The organism is Burkholderia sp. B10 (assembly GCF_004368385.1).
GTDB classification, from domain to species: Bacteria; Pseudomonadota; Gammaproteobacteria; order Burkholderiales; family Burkholderiaceae; genus Burkholderia; species Burkholderia vietnamiensis.
The window spans coordinates 1-15,081 of the sequence record NZ_PQMX01000042.1; the positions used below are offsets into that span (position 1 = coordinate 1).

A 15,081-nucleotide genomic window follows, 5' to 3' on the forward strand; every position below is an offset into this window, starting at 1 on the left:
CGCCCTGCTGCGCGTCGCCGATCTGCGCGCCGCCGAAGCCGCCGCGACGGCCACGCTGCCGCCGCATACGCTGATGGCGCGCGCCGGCGCGGCCGCCGCCCGCTGGCTGTCCGAACGAATGACCGACGATGAACGCCCGGTGTGGTTCGCGGTCGGCCCCGGCAACAACGGCGGCGATGCGCTGGTGGCCGCCGCGCAGCTGCAGCAGCTCGGCGTCGCGACCCACGCCTGGATGCCCGTGACCGTGAAGCCGGACGACGCACAATGGGCGCTCGGGCTGGCGCGCGCGGCCGGCGTGCCGCTGTCGACCGAGCCGCCCGCTTCGCTCGACGATTACGCATGGGTAGTCGACGGATTGTTCGGGATCGGCCTGGCGCGCGCGCTCGACGGCCCGTTCGCCGCCCAGGCCGAGCGCATCGCCGCGCACGCGCGCAGCGGCGGCCGGGTGCTCGCGCTCGACGTGCCGAGCGGGCTCGACAGCGACACCGGACGCATCGTCGGCGCCGGCGCCGCGGTCGTCGCCACACATACGCTCACCTTCATCGGCGCGAAGCCGGGCCTTTACACGGGCGACGGCCGCGACCTCGCCGGCGCCATCGAGATCGCGTCGCTCGACGTCGCGCCGCCGGCTGCGCCGGCCGTCGTGCTGAACGCGCCCGCGCGCTTCGCCGCCGCCCTGCCCGCGCGCGCGTTCGCGTCGCACAAGGGCACGTTCGGCAGCCTCGCGGTGATCGGCGGCGACACGGGCATGTGCGGCGCGCCGATCCTCGCCGCGCGCGCGGCGCTGTTCGCCGGCGCCGGCAAGGTGCACGTGGGCTTTCTCGGCACCGGCGCGCCGCCGTACGACCCGCCGTTTCCCGAGCTGATGCTGCATCCGGCGGACGGCGTCGATCTCGATGCGATGTCCGCGATCGCCGCCGGCTGCGGCCTCGGCACCCGCGACGCGGCGGCCGCGCTCGTGCGCCGCGTGCTCGCGCACGGCGCCGCGACGCTGCTCGACGCCGATGCGCTGAACCTCGTCGCGACGCACGCCGATCTCGCGGCCGCCGTCGCCGCGCGCGACGGCGCGTGCGTGCTGACGCCGCATCCGCTCGAGGCCGCACGGCTGCTCGGCAGCGACACCGCGTCGGTGCAGCACGACCGGCTGGCCGCGGCGCAGGCGCTCGCCGCCCGCTATGCAAGCATCGTCGTCCTGAAGGGTTCGGGCACGGTGATCGCCGCACCCGACGGACGCCTGACGATCAACCCCACCGGCAACGCGGCGCTCGCGACGGGCGGCACCGGCGACGTGCTCGGCGGCCTGATCGGCGCGCTGCTCGCGCAACGTGTCGCGCCCTACGAAGCGGCGCTGGCCGGCGTCTACCTGCACGGTCTCGCGGCCGATACGCTGACCGCGAGCGGCACGGGCCCGGCCGGCCTCAACGCCGGCGAACTCGCGCCGATGGTGCGCACGCTGATCAATCGCCTTTTTTACCCGTCGCCGCGCGCGGACATATAACGCCGCTATACTGGGTGCCCCGCCGCACGGCGGGCCCGCTCGTCCGCCGGCCTCGCGATCGCGATCGCGATGCGCCGGCGCGGCATTCCTCCCGATTCACGCTTCACTCGAACCGCCATGACGCTGAATTCGCTCCCCGCCTGGACTGCCCTCCAATCCCACTTCGCCGAGATCCGCCATGCGCGGCTGCGCGACTGGTTCGCACCCGAAAACGATCGCGCGCCGACCCGCGCCGAACGCTTCACGATCGCCGGCGGCGGCCTCGCCGCCGATTTCTCGAAGAATCGCATCAACGACGACACGCTGCGCCTGCTCGTGCAACTGGCGCGCGACACACGCGTCGAAGCGCGCCGCGACGCGATGTTCGCCGGCGACGTCGTCAACCCGACGGAAGGCCGCGCCGCATTGCATACGGCGCTGCGCGCGACCGATCCGAACGCCCCGTTCCACGCGCAGGTCAGCGCCGAACGCGCGAAGATGGCGAGCTTCGCGCGCGCCGTGCGCAGCGGCGCGTGGACGGGCCATACCGGCAAGCGCATCCGCCACGTGATCAATATCGGCATCGGCGGCTCGGATCTCGGGCCGAAGATGGTCACGCACGCGCTGCATCACGTCGCGACGCCGGACATCTCGACCCACTTCGTGTCGAACGTCGACGGCGCCGATCTCGCGCGCGTGCTCGAGCAGGTCGATCCGGAAGAAACGCTCGCGATCATCGTGTCGAAAACCTTCACGACGCTCGAGACGATGACGAACGCACGCTCGCTGCGCGACTGGTTCATCGCGCGCGGCTGCCCCGAGGATGCGCTCGCGAAGCACTTCGTCGGCGTGTCGGCGAACCCGTCCGAAGTCGTCAGGTTCGGCATCGCGGCGGACAACGTGTTCGAAATGTGGGACTGGGTCGGCGGCCGCTATTCGCTGTGGTCGGCGGTCGGCCTGTCGATCATGATCGCGGTCGGGCCCGACCAGTTCGACGAACTGCTCGCCGGCGCGAACGACATGGACCGCCATTTCCGCGAAGCGCCGCTCGAGCGCAACCTGCCCGTGCTGCTGGGCATGATCGGCATCTGGTATCGCAATTTCTTCGGCTCGCAGAGCTATCTCGTCGCGCCGTATTCGGAAGCGCTGCACTACCTGCCGTCGTATCTGCAGCAGCTCGAGATGGAGAGCAACGGCAAGTCGGCGCGCCTGGACGGCACCTTCGTCGACTACCCGACGTCGGCCGTCACGTGGGGCGAGCCGGGCACCAACGGCCAGCACGCGTTCTTCCAGATGCTGCATCAGGGCCCGACGATCGTGCCGATCGACTTCATCGCGGTGCTGACGCCCGAGCATCCGCTCGCGAGCCATCATCCGAAGCTGCTCGCGAACTGCTTCGCGCAGAGCGAAGCGCTGATGCTCGGCCGCACGCTCGACGAAGCGCGCAAGATCGCCGGCCCCGGCGAGGAAGCGCTCGCGCCGCATCTGACGTTCCCCGGCAACCGGCCGACGACGACGCTGCTGGTCGACGCGCTGACGCCGCGCACGCTCGGCGCGCTGATCGCGCTGTACGAGCACAAGGTGCTCGTACAGGCGACGGTGTGGGATATCAATCCGTTCGATCAATGGGGCGTCGAGCTCGGCAAGATCCTCGGCAAGGTGGTCGAAGCCGATTTGTCGGCCGACTCGGTCGATCCCGCGAAGCACGACTCGTCGACGACCGCGCTGATCGAACGCGCACGCGCCGCGCTCAAGCGCTGACCCCTGCGCGCGTACCGGCCGCACCGGGGCTCAGCGCCTCGGTGCGGCCGGCGCGCGTTCAGGCGCCGCTTTGGGCAGTATGGGGCACGACGATGCGTCCGGCTTCGATCGTCACCGTCGTGGTACAGCGCCGGGCGAGCTCGGCGTCGTGCGTGACGAGCACGAGCGTCGCGCCGTGCGTGCGGTTCAGCTCGAACATCAAGTCGATGACCGCGTGGCCGGTGGCCGCGTCGAGGCTGCCGGTCGGCTCGTCGGCGAACAGGATCGCCGGCTGCGTGACGAACGCGCGCGCGAGCGCGACGCGCTGCTGCTCGCCGCCGGACAGCAGCTTCGGATAATGCGCGGTGCGCTCGCCGAGGCCGACCTGCACGAGCAGCGCGCGCGCACGAGCGGCTGCGTCGCGCGCGCTGATGCCGCCCTGCAGTTCGAGCGGCAACATCACGTTTTCGAGCGCCGTCAGATGCGGCATCAGCTGGAACGACTGGAACACGAACCCGACTGCGCCGCTGCGCAGCGCGGCGCGCTCGTCCTCGTCGAGTTGCTCGAGCGCGCGGCCGAGCAGGCGAACCGTCCCGCTCGTCGCGCTGTCCAACCCGGCGAGCAGGCCGAGCAGCGTCGACTTGCCCGACCCCGAGGCACCCACGATCGCGAGACTGCTGCCGGGCCGCACGGTCAGCGTGATGCCATCGAGTATCGTCAGCTCGCCGCTTGCGTCGGCGACCCGCTTGCACACGTCTCGGACTTCGATGATCGGATCGGTAATCTTGAACATGGACACGACATTCCGCTGGAAAAGGCGCGCGGCGCTCGCCGCGCTGCTGGCTACATTATGCGCAGCGACCGTGCCCGCGCGCGCGGCGAGCGCCGCGCCGGCCGCACCTGAGGGCCGGCCCACGCTCGTCGTGCTCGGCGACAGCCTGTCGGCCGAGTACGGGCTGCCGCGCGACACCGGCTGGGTGGCGTTGCTGCGGCAACGGCTCGCGACCGAGCGAATCGATTATAGCGTTGCGAACGCAAGCGTCAGCGGCGACACCACGAGCGGCGGACGCGCGCGATTGCCCGCCGTGCTGCAACGGCTCAAGCCGTCGATCGTCATCGTCGAGCTCGGTTCGAACGATGCGCTGCGCGGCGTGCCGGTCGCGACGACCGAACAGAATCTGCGCGACATCATCGCCGCTGCGCGACGCGCACATGCGCAGGTCGTGCTGGTCGGCATGTACGTGCCGCCGAATTACGGGCCCGACTACACGCAGAAATTCCACGCGGTCTATACGCGCCTGTCGAAGCAACTCGGCGTGCCGCTCGTGCCGTTCCTGCTGGCCGGCATCGAGAACAAGCCGGAGATGTTCCAGTCGGATCAGATGCATCCCGGCGAACAGGCGCAGCGGGTTCTGCTCGACAACGTGTGGCCGACGCTGAAGCCGCTGCTCGGCAAGCCGCGCGGTTGAGCGGCGCGGTCGCTGGCGCGGTCGCGACCACGATCGCCCAAATGCAAGAAGCCCCGCGGATGCGGGGCTTCTTGTCATTGTGAGCCTGACCGGCGAGCGAGGCGTTTCGCTTGCCGGCGGCCGAGCGGCGCTTCGACGCGCCGCCGCCGTCGGCTCAGTTAGTTGCCGCTGTCCTGCGACGGGCTCTGCGTGGTGCCGTACAGCTTGACCTTCGAGCGATCGCGCAGCGCGGCGAGATACGCCTCGCCTTCGCTTTGCGCTTCGACCTGCGCCATCTGCTGCTGCGCGGCCGCGAGCTGCTGCGGATCGACGGCCGTGCCCGGAATCACCGCGTTCACGCGATAGATCGCGTAGCCTTCGGCACCGAGATCGACGCCGACGTACGCCGGCAGCGTCTTCGAATCGACCTTGTAGACGGCGCTCAGCGCGGCCGGCGTCAGCCCCTGCGATTGCGTGCGCGACACCTTCTGCGCGGGCGTGAAGCCGTCGGTGGACTTCGACTTCTGCAGCTCGGCGAGCTTCGCCGCGCCGTCCTTCCTCGCGAGCTCGGCCGCCTGCTCGGCGACCACCTTCTGACGCACCACGTCCTTGATCGCGTCGAGCGCCGGCACAGCGGCCTGCTTGTAGTCGACCACGTGCGCCGAGATCAGCGTGTTGTTGCCCACGTCGACCGCCTGCGTGTTGTTGCGGCTCTTCACCGAATCGCTCGCGAACACGGCCGCGAGGAACTTCGGATTGTTCAGCGGGCTCGTCGGCGGCAATTGCGGATTCGGCGTCGGCGTGACGGTGGCCGTCTGGATCGTCAGCTTGTACTTGTCGGCGGCCGGTTGCAGCGACTTCGCCTTTTCGTAGACGGTCGACGTGAAGCCTTCCGCGTTGTCCGTGAAGGCCTTCGCTGCGTACTGCTGCTTCAGGTCGACTGCGATCTGATCCTTCACGTCCGCGAACGGCTTGACCACCGACGGCTTCACTTCGGTCGCCTTCAGGATGTGGAAGCCGAGGTCCGACTCCACGACACCGCTCACCTCGCCCTGCTTCAGCGCGAACGCGGCATCGTCGAACGCCTTGCCGCCCGCCGTCGAGCCGCGCGTGATGAAGCCGAGATCGCCGCCCTTCGCCGCCGACGGCGCGTCCTGCGAGCTCTTCTGCGCGATTTGCGCGAACTGGTCGGGATGTGCCTTCACGTCGGCCAGCAGCTGCTCGGCCTTCGCCTTCGCGGCAGCCTTGTCGGCTGCGCTTGCGTTGCTCGCCGCGGCGATGAAGATGTGGCTGATGCGCACCTGCGCTTCCGAGCGGAAGTGCGTCGGGTTGTCGTCGTAGAACTTCTTGATGTCGGCGTCGGTCGGCTGCGCGCTCGCGGCGGCCGCGGCCGGCGAATAGACCAGATACTGGATCGTCGCGGTTTCCGGCGTCGCGAAGCTCTGCTTGTGCGCGTCGTAGTAGGCGGTGAGCTGCGCGTCGGTCGGCTGCACCTTCGCCGCGAAGTCGCTCGACTTCAGCACGAGCGCCTGCACTTCACGTTGCTGCGCGGCGAGTTCCGACAGGCGTTGGGCCGGGCCCTTCGGCGTGAACGCGCTCGACACGATGCTCGCGGGAATCTGTTGGAGCGCGAGGCTGTAGCGCACACGTTCCTGATACTGCTCGGGCGTCATGCCCTGGAACGACAGCAGCTGCGCGTAGCGCTGGACGTCGATCGTACCGTCGGGCTTCTTCAGCGACGCGATCATCGGGTCGCTCATCAGTGCGTCGCGCACCGCGTTGTCGGACGCGGTCAGATGCAGGCGCTGCGTTTCGTCGGCGAGCACGCGCTGCTGGATCAGGCCGTCGAGCACCTGCTTGCGATGCTCCGGCGTATCGAACATCTTGATGTCGAACTGCCCGCCGAGCGCCTGGCGCGCCTGGTCGATCTGCTGGCGGAACGCGCCGTCGAATTCGACCCGCGTGATCTTGTGTCCGTTGACCGCTGCGACGTTCGCGCTGTCGTCGAAGAAGCCGCGGAAACCTTGGATCCCGACGAAACCCAGCCCCGGCAACACGATGAGGAGCAGGAGCGCCATCATCAGGCGCTGGTGATTACGGAAGAAATCGAGCATGCGTGACGGGAAAATTGGACAAAACGACCGATATTACAACATACGGGGTGGGACGGGAAAAATCGCAGGCGTGCGGACGGCGTTGCAAATGAAAAAGCCCGCACGAGGCGGGCTTTTTCATTTTCTGGCGGAGCGGACGGGACTCGAACCCGCGACCCCCGGCGTGACAGGCCGGTATTCTAACCGACTGAACTACCGCTCCTTGGTCTGGCTGAATCGTGAAACTGGTGGGTGCTGAGGGGTTCGAACCCCCGACCTACGCCTTGTAAGGGCGCCGCTCTACCAGCTGAGCTAAGCACCCGTTTCCGATTCTTTCTAGTTGCGATCTGCGTTTCGGCATCAACAACCAGCGAGCCTGCGAGTTTAATTCATTCCAGATCACTTTGCCAAGCCCACGCGCGAAATTTTTCGACGCGGCGCGCAAGCACGATACCGACGCAGATAAAAAAACCCGCGGACACGCCGCGGGTTTTCGTCGATCGCCGTCAGCGACGGCGTTCAGGTTCTCAGTGCTTGACCACTTCCGTCGAGCCGGCATCCTTCGCCGCCTCGCCGACCGGTGCCGCAGCCTTCGCCTCTTCTTCCGGCGGCAGCGGAGTCGGCGCACGTTCGAGCGCGAGTTCGAGCACCTTGTCGATCCAGCGGACCGGCACGATTTCGATCGCGTTCTTCACGTTGTCCGGAATGTCGGCGAGATCCTTCACGTTCTCTTCCGGGATCAGCACGAGCTTGATGCCGCCGCGATGCGCAGCCAGCAGCTTCTCCTTCAGCCCGCCGATCGGCAGCACCTCGCCACGCAGCGTGATCTCGCCCGTCATCGCGACGTCGGCACGCACGGGAATACCCGTCAGCACCGACACCAGCGCGGTCGTCATCGCACCGCCGGCAGACGGACCGTCCTTCGGCGTCGCGCCTTCCGGCACGTGGATGTGAATGTCCTGCTTCTCGAACGCTTCGTCCTTGATGCCGAGACGACGCGAACGCGAGCGCACGACCGAACGCGCTGCCTCGACCGACTCCTTCATCACGTCGCCGAGCGAACCGGTGCGTATCACATTGCCCTTGCCCGGCATCACCGCGGCTTCGATCGTCAGCAGATCGCCGCCGACTTCCGTCCACGCGAGGCCCGTCACCTGACCGACCTGGTTTTCCTTCGCCGCGAGGCCGAAGTCGTACTTGCGCACGCCGAGGAACGTATCGAGATTCTCGCCATCGACCTTGATCGCGCCCGACGCCTTCTTCAGCAGCAGCATCTTCACGACCTTGCGGCAGATCTTCGACACTTCCCGCTCGAGCGAACGCACACCGGCTTCGCGCGTGTAGTAGCGGATGATGTCGCGGATCGCCTGCTCGGTGACCTCGATCTCGCCGTCCTTCAGACCGTTGTTCTTCTTCTGCTTCGGCAGCAGGTAACGCTGCGCGATGCTGACCTTCTCGTCTTCCGTATAGCCCGACAGACGAATCACTTCCATCCGGTCGAGCAGCGGCGGCGGGATGTTCAGCGAGTTCGACGTCGCGACGAACATCACGTCCGACAGATCGAAGTCGACTTCGATGTAGTGGTCGGCGAACGTGTGGTTCTGTTCCGGATCGAGCACTTCGAGCAGCGCCGACGACGGATCGCCGCGGAAATCCATCCCCATCTTGTCGACTTCGTCGAGCAGGAAGAGCGGATTGCGCACGCCGACCTTCGCCAGGCTCTGCAGGATCTTGCCCGGCATCGAGCCGATGTAGGTGCGGCGGTGACCGCGGATCTCGGCTTCGTCACGCACACCGCCGAGCGCCATCCGGACGAACTTGCGGTTCGTCGCACGCGCGATCGACTGGCCGAGCGACGTCTTGCCGACGCCCGGAGGCCCGACGAGGCACAGGATCGGCGCCTTCACCTTGTCCACGCGCTGTTGCACCGCGAGGTACTCGAGAATGCGTTCCTTCACCTTTTCGAGGCCGAAGTGATCCTCGTCGAGCACCTGCTCGGCGTTCGACAGGTCGTTGTTGACCTTGCTCTTCTTGCGCCACGGCAGGCCGATCAGCGTGTCGATGTAGTTGCGCACGACGGTCGCTTCCGCGGACATCGGCGACATCAGCTTCAGCTTCTTGAGCTCGGCGTCGGCCTTCTTCTTGGCTTCCTTCGGCATGCGCGCGGCGTTGATGCGCTTCTCGAGTTCCTCGAGATCCGCACCCTCTTCGCCTTCGCCCAGTTCCTTCTGGATCGCCTTGACCTGCTCGTTCAGGTAGTACTCGCGCTGGCTCTTTTCCATCTGACGCTTCACGCGCCCACGGATGCGCTTTTCGACCTGGAGAATGTCGATCTCCGCCTCGAGCTGCGCGAGCAGGTGCTCGAGACGCTCGATGACCGGGAACATCTCGAGGATGTGCTGCTTCTGGTCGAGTTTGAGCGGCAGACGCTCGGCGATCATGTCCGCGAGACGGCCTGCTTCGTCGATGCCCGACAGCGACGTGAGGATCTCCGGCGGGATCTTCTTGTTCAGCTTCACGTACTGGTCGAACTGCGACACGATCGCGCGGCGCAGCGCTTCCGTTTCCGCGCTGTCGGCATGATCGGGCTCGAGCGGCATCACTTCGCAGGAGAACTGCGTCTCCTGCTCTTCGATGGACAACGCCTTCGCGCGCTGCAGCCCCTCGACGAGCACCTTCACGGTGCCGTCCGGCAGCTTCAGCATCTGCAGAATGTTGGCGATACAGCCGACCTCGTACATGTCCTTCTCGGTCGGCTCGTCCTTGGCCGCGGTTTTCTGCGCGACGAGCATGATGTGCTTGCCGCCTTCCATCGCTGCTTCGAGGGCCTTGATCGATTTCGGCCGGCCCACGAAGAGCGGAATCACCATGTGCGGGAAAACGACGACATCCCGCAGCGGCAGCAGCGGGAGCGTGATGCGTTCCGGCGGAAGAAGTTGGGTGCCTGACATTTCATTTCCCCATGAGTGGAATCAATTGTTCGGTAATTGAGGCCGCCACAACGAATTGCAAGCCTTCAAGTGCGGGAAATATTCGGTAAGAAAGTAACCACCGCGTATCGAGTCAGAGTTACCCACAAGATAAACGAAAAAAAGCCGCCCACGGTCTCATGAACGGCCTTTTTCGCAGAACATCGTCGGCAAGCCGGTCAGTTCGAACCCGCCACCTTCGGCGTGTCCTCATAGATCAACAAAGGCTTGCCGTCGCCATCGATGACGTTCTCGTCGATGATGACCTTGCTGACCCCTTTCATCGTGGGCAGCTCGTACATCACGTCCAGCAACGCCTGTTCGATGATCGAACGCAAACCGCGCGCGCCGGTCTTGCGGCGGATCGCCTTGCGGGCGACTGCCTGCAACGCGGCCGGCCGGATTTCCAGCTCGACGCGCTCCATCGCGAACAGCTTGTGATACTGCTTGACGAGCGCGTTCTTCGGCTCGACGAGGATCTTCATCAGCGCGGCTTCGTCGAGCTTGCCGAGCGTCGCCACCACCGGCAGACGGCCGATCAATTCGGGGATCAGACCGAATTTGATCAGGTCTTCCGGTTCGGTCTCGCGCAGCACTTCGCCGGCGTCGCGTTCCTGCTTGCTCTTGACCGACGCGCCGAAGCCGATGCCCGTCTTTTCGGTACGGTCGGTGATCACCTTCTCGAGACCGTCGAACGCGCCGCCGCAGATGAACAGGATGTTGGTCGTGTCGACCTGGATGAAATCCTGGTTCGGATGCTTGCGGCCGCCCTGCGGCGGTACCGACGCCATCGTGCCTTCGACCAGCTTCAGCAGCGCCTGCTGAACGCCCTCGCCCGACACGTCGCGCGTGATCGACGGGTTGTCCGACTTGCGGCTGATCTTGTCGATTTCGTCGATGTAGACGATCCCGCGCTGCGCCTTGTCGACCTCGTAGTTGCAGTTCTGCAACAGCTTCTGGATGATGTTCTCGACGTCCTCGCCGACGTAGCCGGCTTCGGTCAGCGTCGTCGCGTCGGCGATCACGAACGGCACGTTCAGCAACCGCGCGAGCGTCTGCGCGAGCAGCGTCTTGCCGGAGCCCGTCGGGCCGATCAGCAGGATGTTGCTCTTCGACAGCTCGACGTCGTCCTTCTTGTCGAGATGCTTCAGCCGTTTGTAGTGGTTGTAGACGGCCACCGCGAGGATCTTCTTCGCGCGCTCCTGGCCGATCACGTACTGATCGAGGATGTCGCGAATTTCCTGCGGGCTCGGCAGATCCGACCGGGACAGGCTGGCCTCGACGCCGGCCGCAGCGGCCTCGTCGCGAATGATCTCGTTGCAGAGGTCGATGCACTCATCGCAGATGAACACCGACGGACCCGCGATGAGTTTCTTCACCTCATGCTGGCTCTTGCCGCAAAACGAGCAATACAACAGCTTCTCGCTGTTCGAACCTTTTTTGTCCGCCATGAATGTAGAGCCTCCGGACAGGTAAATGACATGATACGCCGATTGCTCCGAACGCCGCGCCTAGGGCGCGACCGGAGCCGGCCGGATGCGCTTGCCGCAGATGCTCAGGGGCGCCGGACAGTGCGGGGGCGCCGCGAATCGGGGCGGCACCCCACTTCAGCTCACGGGCGCTTCAACAGCACCTGGTCGATCAGCCCGTACGCCTTCGCGTCGTCGCTCGACATGAAGTTATCACGGTCGGTGTCGCGCGCGATGCGCTCGACGTCCTGGCCCGTGTGCTGCGCGAGCAGGTTGTTCAACCGTTCCTTCAGGTACAGGATTTCGCGTGCCTGAATTTCGATATCCGACGCCTGGCCGCGCGCGCCGCCGAGCGGCTGGTGGATCATCACGCGCGAGTTCGGCAGCGCAAAGCGCTTGCCCTTCGCGCCCGACGCGAGCAGGAACGCGCCCATGCTGGCCGCGAGGCCCATGCAGAGCGTCGACACGTCCGGCTTGATGAACTGCATCGTGTCGTAGATCGCCATGCCGGCCGACACCGAGCCGCCCGGGCTGTTGATGTAGAGGCTGATGTCCTTGTCGGGATTCTCGCTCTCCAGGAACAGCAGTTGCGCGACCACGAGGTTCGCCGTCTGGTCGTTGACTTCGCCGACCATGAACACCAGGCGCTCCTTCAGGAGACGCGAATAGATATCGTACGAACGCTCGCCGCGGCCGCTCGTTTCGACGACGATCGGCACCAGCCCCAGCGCTTGCGCCTCGAAACCCTGCGGCGCATTCGAAGCAAGCATGTCCAGCAATTCAGCGCGAGTGATCATTCAATGAACCTTGTTCGATTGGAAAATTGAACGGAGGGAAGCCGCCCGCTCAATTGCCATATTAATGGCAACCGTGCGCTTGACGTAAAAACGGCGTGCGGGCCGTCGCTCCGACAGCCGGCACGCCGCTAGAGCGACACTTACGCTTGCGCCGATGCGCTCGCGAGTGCCTCGAAGCTCACTTCCTTGTCCGTCACCTTTGCCTTGCCCAGTACGAACTCGACGACGTTGCTTTCAACGACGAACGCTTCCATCTCGGCGAGGCGCTGCTGGTTGGAATAATACCAGCGGACCACTTCCTTCGGGTCTTCGTAGCTCTTCGCGAACTCGTCGACTTCGGCGCGGATCTGTTCCGGCTTCGCTTCGAGGCCGTTGGCCTTCACCAGCTCGGCCAGCACGAGGCCCAGCTTGACGCGACGCTCGGCCTGCTCGGCGAACATCTCGGCCGGGATCGGTGCGTCCTTCGCGTTCGGCACGCCGCGCTGGGCGAGATCCTGACGCGCCATTTCGACGAGGCGTTGCTGATCCTGCTCGATCAGCGCCTTCGGCACGTCGAGTTCGGAAATCTTCAGCAGCGCGTCCATCACCTGGTTCTTGACGATCGACTGCGTGCGACGCTTGGCTTCGCGCTCGAGGTTTTCCTTGATCTCGGCGCGCATCTTCGTCAGGTCGCCGTCTTCGATGCCGAGCGACTTCGCGAATTCGGCGTCGATTTCCGGCATGTGCGGCCATTCGATCTTCTTCATCGTGACCGTGAATTGCGCCGTCTTGCCCGCCACGTCCTTGCCGTGGTAGTCGTCCGGGAACTTCAGATCGAACGTGCGCGCTTCGCCGACCTTCAGGCCGAGCGCCGCGGTTTCGAATTCCGGCAGCATGCGGCCTTCGCCGAGCACGAACGGGAAGTCTTCGGCCGTGCCGCCCTGGAACGCGACGTCGTCGATCTTGCCGACGAAGTCGACCGTCACACGGTCGCCGTTCTTCGCTGCGGTGTCCGCGCCGCCGTCGCCGTGCTCGCCGGCTTCGCCGCGTGCGTGGTAGTGCACGCGCTGCTTGCGCAGAATGTCCAGCGTGCGGTCGATCTCGGCGTCGCCGATCGACGTCGTCGAGCGCTCGACTTCAGCCGTCGCCAGATCGCCGATCTTCACTTCCGGGTACACCTCGAACGTCGCGTCGAACGCGTATGCGTCCTCGGCCTGCTCCTGCTTCGGCTCGAAGCTCGGCTGGCCTGCGACGCGCAGGTTTTCCGCGCGGCTGATCGTGAAGAATTCCTGGCCGATCTTGTCGCTCAGCACTTCCGCCTCGACCTGACCCGCGTACTGCTGCGCAACCATCTTCAGCGGCACCTTGCCCGGGCGGAAACCCGGCATGCGCACGTTCTTTGCGAGTTTCTGGATACGGGCGTCGATTTCCTTCTGCACGGTGTCCTTCGGCAGGGAAATCGTCACACGGCGTTCAAGCTTGCCGAGGTTCTCAACAACGTTAGCCATGGCTTCAATCGTCCTAAAATTATTCGAGCGAATCGGGTTTTCCTTGCCGTGCCTGCCTGCAGCATGAGGTGCGTCACGCGAAGTGAGCCACATATGTGAACCCCATACGTGAGCCACAAACCCACGCCGCGCCGGAGCGCCACGCCATCCCTGCACGCGCCGGATGGCTAGCGCAAGCGGCTCGGAGCACGGCTTTGGCCGGAAGAATCGACTATTCTAGCAAACAATTTTCCTCATACTCGCCAGAACCCCACTGCGTACGTGAATACCCGCCGTGGCGCCCGCGCCCTTTCGGCGCAATGCGCGCGGATCGCCGCTATGCCGGCGCGCGTATCCACCGCCGGCCCGCCATCCTGTAATCTCCGATTGAAGGTGCGCCGCGCTCGCGGCCCCATTCTTCATACCAATCACGCCTTCCGGAGACACCATGCCGCAACACCCGTCCGCGCCTGTCGTCGTCATCGCGCCCGATTCGTTCAAAGGCTCGCTTTCTGCCGAGCAGGTCGCGGACGCGATCGCCACCGGCATCCGCCGCGCCCGCCCCGATGCGGTCGTGCGCTGCTGCCCGATGGCCGATGGCGGCGAAGGCACGCTCGACGCGATGCTGGCCGGCGGCGGCACGCGGCGCACGTTGCGGGTGGCCGGCGCATCGCTCGCGGCGCGCGACGCGGCGCTCGGCGTGATCGACGAACGCACGGCGATCGTCGAGACGGCGGAGATCGTCGGCATCACGGACGCGATCGGCATGAGCGTGCCGGTCGATGCGCGCAGCACGCGCGGGATGGGCGAAGCGATCCGCACGCTGCTCGATGAAGGCGTGCGCCGCTTCTTCGTGGCGCTCGGCGGCAGCAGCACCAACGACGCGGGCGCCGGCCTGCTCGCGGGGCTCGGCCTGCAATGCTTCGATGCGGGCGGTCAGCCGGTCGAACCGGTGCCGGCGCGGCTCGCCGATATCGCGCGGATCGATGCGTCGGCGCTCGATCCGCGGCTGAAGGAAGCCGAATTCATCGGGATGTCCGATGTCGACAATCCGCTGACGGGCGCGCACGGCGCGACCGCCGTGTTCGGCCCGCAAAAGGGCGTGGCGCCCGCGCAGGTCGCGATGCTCGACGCGGCGCTCGGCCACTTCGCCGACCTGCTCGAGCAGGCGCTCGACCGCCGCTGCCGCGACGCGGCCGGCGCCGGCGCGGCCGGTGGCCTCGGTTTCGCGCTGCACATGCTCGGCGCGCGGTTCGAAGCCGGCGCGGAAGTCGTCGCGCGCCAGATCGGCCTCGATGCGGCGCTCGCCGGCACCGACTGGCTGATCACCGGCGAAGGCCGCTCCGACGTGCAGACGCTGCACGGCAAGGCGCCGTTCATCGCGTGCCGCCACGCGCGGGCCGCGGGCGTGCCGGCGTCGCTGCTGTCGGGCGCGATCGATCCGGCCGCGCTGACGCGGCTGTCCGAGCATTTCAGCGGGTGCTTTTCGCCGGCGCCGGGGCCGATCACGCTCGACGTGGCGATCCGCGACGCGGCGAATCTGCTCGCCAACGAAGCCGAACAGTTGACACGGCTGAAGTACGGCGCACACTGACCGTTGACCCGGGCGCGCGATACAGGAA

The 15,081-nt window shown here is 66.3% G+C and carries 10 protein-coding genes and 2 tRNA genes; 4 read left to right on the forward strand and 8 right to left on the reverse strand.

The window, feature by feature from the left end:
• The coding region (locus C3Y15_RS20315) for an NAD(P)H-hydrate dehydratase (RefSeq protein ID WP_134206859.1) at positions 1 to 1,498 on the forward strand (1,498 nt) is incomplete at its 5' end.
• Positions 1,499 to 1,615: 117 nt separating this feature from the next.
• A complete protein-coding gene (gene pgi, locus C3Y15_RS20320) occupies positions 1,616 to 3,238 on the forward strand; it encodes a glucose-6-phosphate isomerase (RefSeq protein WP_034195347.1) in 1,623 nt (540 codons plus the stop codon).
• A 58-nt stretch (positions 3,239 to 3,296) separates the two neighbouring features.
• On the opposite strand, the gene C3Y15_RS20325 is transcribed toward pgi, so the two are convergent.
• Entirely contained in the window at positions 3,297 to 4,010 is a 714-nt protein-coding gene (locus C3Y15_RS20325; protein WP_045579003.1) for an ABC transporter ATP-binding protein, read from the reverse strand.
• Between C3Y15_RS20325 and C3Y15_RS20330 the strand changes: the two genes are divergently transcribed.
• The gene (locus tag C3Y15_RS20330; protein WP_034195345.1) at positions 4,009 to 4,686 is read left to right on the forward strand and encodes an arylesterase; all 678 of its coding nucleotides are present in this window, start codon (positions 4,009 to 4,011) and stop codon (positions 4,684 to 4,686) included. The two genes, C3Y15_RS20325 and C3Y15_RS20330, sit on opposite strands and share 2 nt — an antisense overlap.
• A gap of 158 nt (positions 4,687 to 4,844) precedes the next feature.
• Here the strand turns inward: C3Y15_RS20330 and C3Y15_RS20335 are convergent, their stop codons facing one another.
• From C3Y15_RS20335 to tig, 7 genes are all read right to left on the reverse strand, one after another.
• Entirely contained in the window at positions 4,845 to 6,779 is a 1,935-nt protein-coding gene (locus tag C3Y15_RS20335) for a SurA N-terminal domain-containing protein (protein ID WP_059461306.1), read from the reverse strand.
• A 125-nt stretch (positions 6,780 to 6,904) separates the two neighbouring features.
• Positions 6,905 to 6,981: transfer RNA gene (locus tag C3Y15_RS20340), tRNA-Asp, on the reverse strand.
• 23 nt (positions 6,982 to 7,004) lie between these two features.
• Positions 7,005 to 7,080 (reverse strand) — tRNA-Val (locus tag C3Y15_RS20345).
• Between the two features lie 205 nt (positions 7,081 to 7,285).
• On the reverse strand, positions 7,286 to 9,709 hold the full coding sequence (gene lon, locus C3Y15_RS20350) for an endopeptidase La (protein ID WP_011885075.1): 2,424 nt from the start codon (positions 9,707 to 9,709) through the stop codon (positions 7,286 to 7,288).
• A 197-nt stretch (positions 9,710 to 9,906) separates the two neighbouring features.
• Positions 9,907 to 11,178: an ATP-dependent Clp protease ATP-binding subunit ClpX gene (clpX, locus tag C3Y15_RS20355; protein ID WP_011885076.1), complete on the reverse strand. Its 1,272-nt coding sequence runs from the start codon at positions 11,176 to 11,178 to the stop codon at positions 9,907 to 9,909.
• A gap of 161 nt (positions 11,179 to 11,339) precedes the next feature.
• Entirely contained in the window at positions 11,340 to 11,993 is a 654-nt protein-coding gene (gene clpP, locus C3Y15_RS20360; RefSeq protein ID WP_011885077.1) for an ATP-dependent Clp endopeptidase proteolytic subunit ClpP, read from the reverse strand.
• A gap of 140 nt (positions 11,994 to 12,133) precedes the next feature.
• On the reverse strand, positions 12,134 to 13,480 hold the full coding sequence (gene tig / locus C3Y15_RS20365) for a trigger factor (RefSeq protein WP_011885078.1): 1,347 nt from the start codon (positions 13,478 to 13,480) through the stop codon (positions 12,134 to 12,136).
• Positions 13,481 to 13,907: 427 nt separating this feature from the next.
• Between tig and C3Y15_RS20370 the strand changes: the two genes are divergently transcribed.
• On the forward strand, positions 13,908 to 15,053 hold the full coding sequence (locus C3Y15_RS20370) for a glycerate kinase (RefSeq protein ID WP_124259637.1): 1,146 nt from the start codon (positions 13,908 to 13,910) through the stop codon (positions 15,051 to 15,053).
• Positions 15,054 to 15,081 lie beyond the last annotated feature (28 nt).